The 6,169-nt window shown below is 54.1% G+C and carries 4 protein-coding genes; 2 read left to right on the forward strand and 2 right to left on the reverse strand.

The genetic code is table 11. From position 1 onward, the window contains the following. Positions 1-1,925: efflux RND transporter permease subunit (locus KYE_RS14035; protein WP_008174541.1), on the forward strand; the 1,925-nt coding region annotated here is incomplete at its 5' end. Between the two features lie 52 nt (positions 1,926-1,977). On the opposite strand, the gene KYE_RS14040 is transcribed toward KYE_RS14035, so the two are convergent. Both KYE_RS14040 and KYE_RS14045 read right to left on the reverse strand, forming a co-directional pair. Continuing rightward, a complete protein-coding gene (locus tag KYE_RS14040; protein WP_227497845.1) occupies positions 1,978-3,366 on the reverse strand; it encodes an ATP-binding protein in 1,389 nt (462 codons plus the stop codon). After that, on the reverse strand, positions 3,326-3,997 hold the full coding sequence (locus KYE_RS14045) for a response regulator transcription factor (protein WP_008174546.1): 672 nt from the start codon (positions 3,995-3,997) through the stop codon (positions 3,326-3,328). Before KYE_RS14045 ends, KYE_RS14040 begins: the two co-directional genes overlap by 41 nt. A gap of 234 nt (positions 3,998-4,231) precedes the next feature. Here KYE_RS14045 and KYE_RS14050 point away from each other — a divergent pair, with 234 nt between their 5' ends. After that, positions 4,232-6,070, forward strand: coding sequence for a copper resistance system multicopper oxidase (locus tag KYE_RS14050; RefSeq protein WP_050898323.1), 1,839 nt, complete (start codon positions 4,232-4,234; stop codon positions 6,068-6,070). Positions 6,071-6,169 lie beyond the last annotated feature (99 nt).

Below are 6,169 nucleotides of genomic sequence, written 5' to 3' on the forward strand. Positions count from 1 at the left end.
TCGAGAACATGTTCAAACATCTGACGCATCCGGATGCTGAGCATGACGCCCGTCGGGATGAATTGGTGAAAAACGACCCTGACCCATTGGACGCGTCACACGATGACCATGGCATTGCGCTTCGACTGCAGGAGGCAGGCCGGGAAGTGGCGCGACCAATTTTTTTCGCGACGGCGATTATCCTGGTCGTTTTCATGCCTTTATTCAGCTTTGAAGGTGTGGAAGCCAAGCTGTTCCAGCCAATGGCAATCAGCATCATGCTGGCTATCGTGTCGGCGGTGGTTGTTGCTCTGGTGGTTGTACCCGCGCTGGCGTCATACATGTTCCGTAAGGGTATCCGGGAGCGGGAAAGCTTCATTCTAAAACCCCTGGAAAAGCTCTATCGCATGGGGCTTGCCTGGTCACTGAAGCATAGCCGCGTGGTTGTTGGCGCGGCGGCTGTTCTTGTTGTGCTGGCGGCTCTGGTCGTGCCTCGACTCGGCACTGAGTTTGTCCCTGAGCTGGAAGAGGGAACGATCAACCTCCGGGTTACGCTGGCCCCTTCATCAAGCCTTGATACGGCGCTTGAAGTTGCGCCAAAATTGGAAGCCATGTTGATGGAGTTTCCAGAAGTGACTTACGCTCTCTCCCGGGCTGGCCGAGCAGAAATAGGTGGCGACCCGGAGCCCGTTAACAATATAGAGATCTATATTGGCTTAAAACCAACTTCGGAGTGGACCAGCGCCAGTAATCGCTATGAATTGCAGGCCCTGTTTGAGGAGAAGCTCGAACAGCACCCGGGGCTACTGTTTAACTTTTCTCAGCCTATCGCGACTCGGGTTGATGAATTGTTGTCAGGTGTTCGTGCGCAGTTGGCCATCAAGCTCTTTGGCCCGGATCTCGACGTACTGGCGGAGAAAGGCCAGCAGATTGAAGCGGCGGTCCGAACAGTTCAGGGAACACGAGACGTGGCCATGGAGCAGATTGCTGGTGAAGCGCAGTTGGTGGTTCAGCCTGACCGTCAGGCACTCTCCCGGTACGGACTTGCCGTGTCTGATGTGATGAGTGTCGTCCGGGATGGACTGGGTGGTGCCGCCGCGGGCCAGATCATCAACGGAAATGAGCGGTACGATATCTATGTGCGTCTGGCCAAACGTTTCCGGGAAGACCGGGATGCCATTGCCGATTTCAGGTTACAGGCGCCGTCCGGAGCCTGGGTGAGACTCGGTGATGTGGCCGATGTATCTATTGAGTCCGGCCCGCCTCAGGTGCGCCGCGATGACGTTCAGCGCCGTGTGGTCATTCAGTCTAATGTGCAGGGTCGTGACATGGGCAGTGTGGTTGCCGATATTCAGGATACCATCGCGTCAGAAGTGAACCTTCCCCCCGGCTATTCGGTGGATATTGGTGGTCAGTTCGAAAACCAGCAGCGAGCTCAGAAACGATTGACCATTGTGGTACCTGTATCTCTGGGGCTGATTGCGCTGTTGCTCTACTTCGCTTTCAGTTCGGTTGGTCAAGCGCTGTTGATTCTGGTCAACGTGCCGCTTGCCGTAATTGGTGGTGTCTTTTCGCTCTGGGTCTCCGGCCAGTATCTTTCAGTGCCCAGTTCCGTTGGATTTATCACACTGTTTGGTGTGGCGGTGCTTAACGGGGTCGTTATGGTCGAAAGCATCAATCAGCGAATACAGGATGGGTTGAACGTGGATGCCGCGGTGTTTGAAGGTGCCGTCTCCCGTTTACGTCCTGTCTTGATGACAGCAATAACCTCGGCGCTCGGCTTGATACCGATGCTGTTGTCGACGGGCGTGGGAGCGGAAATCCAGAAGCCACTGGCCAGCGTGATTGTTGGTGGTCTCGTGACTGCAACTTTCCTGACACTCTTTGTTTTGCCGGTTCTGTTCGGTCGCTTTTCAAGAGCCAAGGTGAGTGATATCCAACGGTAAAAAATGGGAGAAGCCGCGCTGCGTCATCGACGGTTGCCTTTCTGGAGGTTTTCTAATCCGGAAGTGGCAGTAGAATGACAATGCTGGCTCCTCCGTTTTTTGAGGTACCCATGTTCATCTGTCCGAGGTTGTCTTCGACAATCTCGGACACGATGGACAATCCGAGCCCAAAACCGGCGACCGTTTCATCCAGCCTGGTACCCCTGTTCATGACAGTGGCTGCCGCCTCGGGAGAAATTCCGGGGCCATCGTCCGCTACTTCTATGGAGAGTCCTGATGACGTGCGGGCGATTGTAACGTCGACGGTTGTCTGGCACCACTTCCCGCCATTTTCGAGTAAATTGCCAAGTAGCTCTGAAAGATCCTGTCGCTCCATTGGCCAGCTGAAGTTTTCAGGTAAGTTGGTGTGGAGGCGAAAAACCGTGTCAGGGAAGATTTTTTCCATAACGGTGATGACACTTGCCGTGATTTCAACCGGCATGCACGTCCGTCCCATCTGTCTGCCTGATATGTCTGCTTTGCTCATCCGGTATTTCAGGGATTTGTCAAGCTCCCGCAAGTTAGAGGCCATAAACACAACATCCTCCCGGGACGGAGGCAAGGTATCGATATCCGACAAAATGGCAAGATTGGCAGAAATAGAGGTTTTGACCAGGTGAGAGAGATCGGAATTCAGGCGGCGGTGGCGGTCCAGCCGCCGGTTTGACAGCTCGAGCAAATCATTGAGCTGCCGGATCAGCGGACGAAACTCTTCCGGCACGTGAGGGTTCAGACGACTTTGTTTCCCGGATTGGAGCCGTCTCAGGTCCTCTTTTATCCTACTGATGGGCTTTAACGTCAGATGTGTGGTGGTTCCAATCAGTGCCAGCAGTATCGCCAGAAGAACGGCCGAGGCACCGAGCAATGTCAGGTGGGCCTTCAGCGGTCGTTCAGAGAGCGCCCCCTCGGTTTCAAGAACGGTGATTGAGGCCAGCTTTCCAGTAGCAGTGAACGTACGTCTAAGCCCAAAAAGCGTGTTCGCGCCCTGCGCTATGTGAATAAAACCCTCGGGCTTATCCACAACGCCCTGCATTTGGCTCAGGTCAAAGTTGTTGCTCGTCAGGACGCTCCCGCCTGCCGTTTCGATGATGATGGCATGCCCCAGAAGCATTTCAAACTGATGGATCATGTTCCTGAGGTCGTCAGTTGTCGGGGACTCGGCTTCAATGATTGCCTGAAAGTTTTCCAGCTCTTTACTCAGGTGTTGTTTCCTGGACTCGTCCGATAGTTGTTTTATCACGTAGGCATGTGAAAAGAATATCAGGGTGAAATAGACGAGGCTGAAAACAGCCCCATACTGAATGGCTGTTCTTCGGATACTCTTTGGAGCTGGCATATGTTGACCTGGTTCGTTCGGGCGTTCAGCCAGTAGGATCTTTTTCGAAGAGGTAGCCCTGGCCACGCAAAGTCTTGATTTTATTGCCCCCTATTATTTTTCTGAGCCTGGCTATATAGACCTGAACAACATTCCTGGTGGGACATCTTTCAATGTTGTAGAGGGTTTCAACCAGTTCATCCTGTGAAAATACCCTGTCTGGTGAACGCAGGAAACACTGCAAAAGGCGGAATTCAGTGGCTGTCAGTCTGAACTCTTTCTGGTCGGGCGTGGTCAGCGTTCGGTAGCTGGCGTTGAGACGAAATCCGTCGACACTGATTTGATCTGTTGTTCTGCCATCCTTCCTTCGGATAATTGCATTGAGCCGGGCTTTCAGTTCATCAAACTCAAACGGTTTGGGAAGGTAATCGTCGGCACCCGCGTTCAACCCTTCTACTCTCTCAGTCCAGTTGGAGCGTGCGGTCAGAATAAGGATGGCCTCTTTTTTCCCGTTTTTTCTCCATCTTTGCATTAAAGACAGTCCATTTTCATCGGGCAGTCCGATATCGAGAATAACGGCCTGGTAGGAGCTTGTTTCAATCAACGAGTCTGCTTCTTTGCCGGTTTTGGCGACATCGACTGTGTAGTGCGCCTGCGCAAGCCAGTCCGATATTTTTTTGGCAAGTACCGCATTGTCCTCAACAATCAGAATTTTCATTTGTAAGCGCCGTTTTTCGTGGTGGGAAAGTTTCGCCAGTCTGCCATGGATTGTACCAGTAACGGCAACTCCCCAGAAAAACAGCAACCCGTTAAAAATGGGGGGTTACCGGTCGACTTTTCAGTTTGATTTCAGTTGCACCGGGTAGCATCAATAATCGAGTCACGAACGCAAGAAGCTGTATATACATGGTTTTAGGAGCAACCTATGAGCGATAGACATTTCTATGCAGGTATGTCCAGGCGGCGCCTTATCCAAGGAGCTGCCACGATGGGACTTCTTGCCGGTTTCGACAGCTTGTTGCCGGCCTATGCTAGAGGACAACTGGACAACACGAACGCATTTCACACCGTGCGTAATGGCGCTGACATCTACGACCTGACCGTCGCGAGAACACCTCTCAAGATAGGGGGCACAGTCTCGGAACAGCCCATCACCATCAACGGCACTCTGCCAGCGCCTCTGGTGCGCCTCAAACAGGGGCGCGAGGCAATCTTGCGTGTCACCAATACGCTACCGGAGGCAACATCCATTCACTGGCACGGTCTGATTCTGCCGTACCAGATGGATGGCGTTCCTGGCGTCAGCTTTCCCGGCATCATGCCCGGCGAAACGTTTGAGTACCGTTTCCCGGTCGAACAGCATGGCACCTACTGGTACCACAGCCACTCTGGCCTTCAGGAACAGCTAGGCCACTATGGGCCGATTATCATTGATCCTGCCGAGCCCGAATCGGTGGCCTATGATCGCGAATACGTTGTGGTTCTATCTGACTGGACCTTTGACTCTCCCGAGGACGTATTCCGCAACCTGAAAGTGGCAGAGGGCTACTATAACTACAACCAGCGCACCGTTAGCGACTTCTTCAAGGATGTTGAAACCATGGGCTGGGATGCTGCGTGGAGCAAAGCCGGCATGTGGGGCAGAATGCGAATGAGCCCCCGGGATATTCTGGATGTAACCGCTTCTGAATATACCTACCTGATGAACGGATCGCCTTCTGCCAGTAACTGGACCGGGCTGTTCCGTCCCGGCGAGAAAATTCGCCTGAGATTCATCAATGCCTCGGCGATGACCTTCTTTGATGTCCGTGTCCCGGGCCTCCCGATGACGGTTATTTCCGCTGACGGCCAACCAGTGCAACCCGTTGAAACGGATGAATTCCGCATTGGCGTGGCGGAAACCTACGACGTGATTGTACAGCCAACCGACACGGCTCACACCGTGTTTGCCCAGTCACAGGATCGGTCGGGGTATGTGCGCGGAACGTTAGCCACCCGCAAGGGAATGGAGGCGCCAGTACCGCCCATGTATCCGCGAACCGAGCGCGGTATGGCCGCCATGGGCATGGGCGCGATGAGCATGGGCGCCATGGGCAAGGACGGCGATATGAACATGGACAGCGGCATGGACATGGGTGGCAAGATGGAAATGATGTCAGGCAGCAACGACAAAGCCCATGGCCAAATGATGATGAATGGCGCCGACTCGGGAATGAACAAGATGAGCTCGGACAAAGCAACGATGAATGAGGTCCCGACGGCGGGTCGGCCGATATCCCATGGCCCTGATAATCACGGTCCCGGGGCGGCCATGGTGGCTTCCAGCCCGCAATCGCGTCTGGATGACCCTGGTGTAGGCTTTGAAACAGCCAACCATCGGGTGCTGACTTATTCCCAGTTGCAGAGCATTGAGGGCTGGCCCGACAAGCGCCCGGCCGAACGCGAGGTGGAACTGCACCTTACCGGCAATATGGAACGTTACATGTGGTCGTTCGACGGCAAAAAGTTCTCTGAAGTCGATGGCCCGGTCAAGTTCTACCATGGCGAGCGCCTGCGATTGATCCTCGTCAACGACTCGATGATGGATCACCCCATTCACCTGCATGGCATGTGGATGGAACTGGAAACCGGTGCAGGTGAATATCGTCCACGCAAACACACGATTTCCGTCAAACCCGGCGAGCGTGTATCCGCGCTGATCACAGCGGATGCACCGGGTGACTGGGCTTTCCATTGCCACCTTCTGTACCACATGGACGCAGGCATGTTTCGTGTCGTGTCGGTCGTTTAACGGGATAGGGGATGAACATTATGATGAATCGCATCAAGTGGGTTGTGGGTGCCTCAGCCTTAACGCTTGCCTCGGGAGCCGGCGCCGCCGGTACTGGCG

The sequence above is a fragment of the Marinobacter manganoxydans MnI7-9 genome, assembly GCF_000235625.1.
GTDB lineage: Bacteria > Pseudomonadota > Gammaproteobacteria > Pseudomonadales > Oleiphilaceae > Marinobacter > Marinobacter manganoxydans.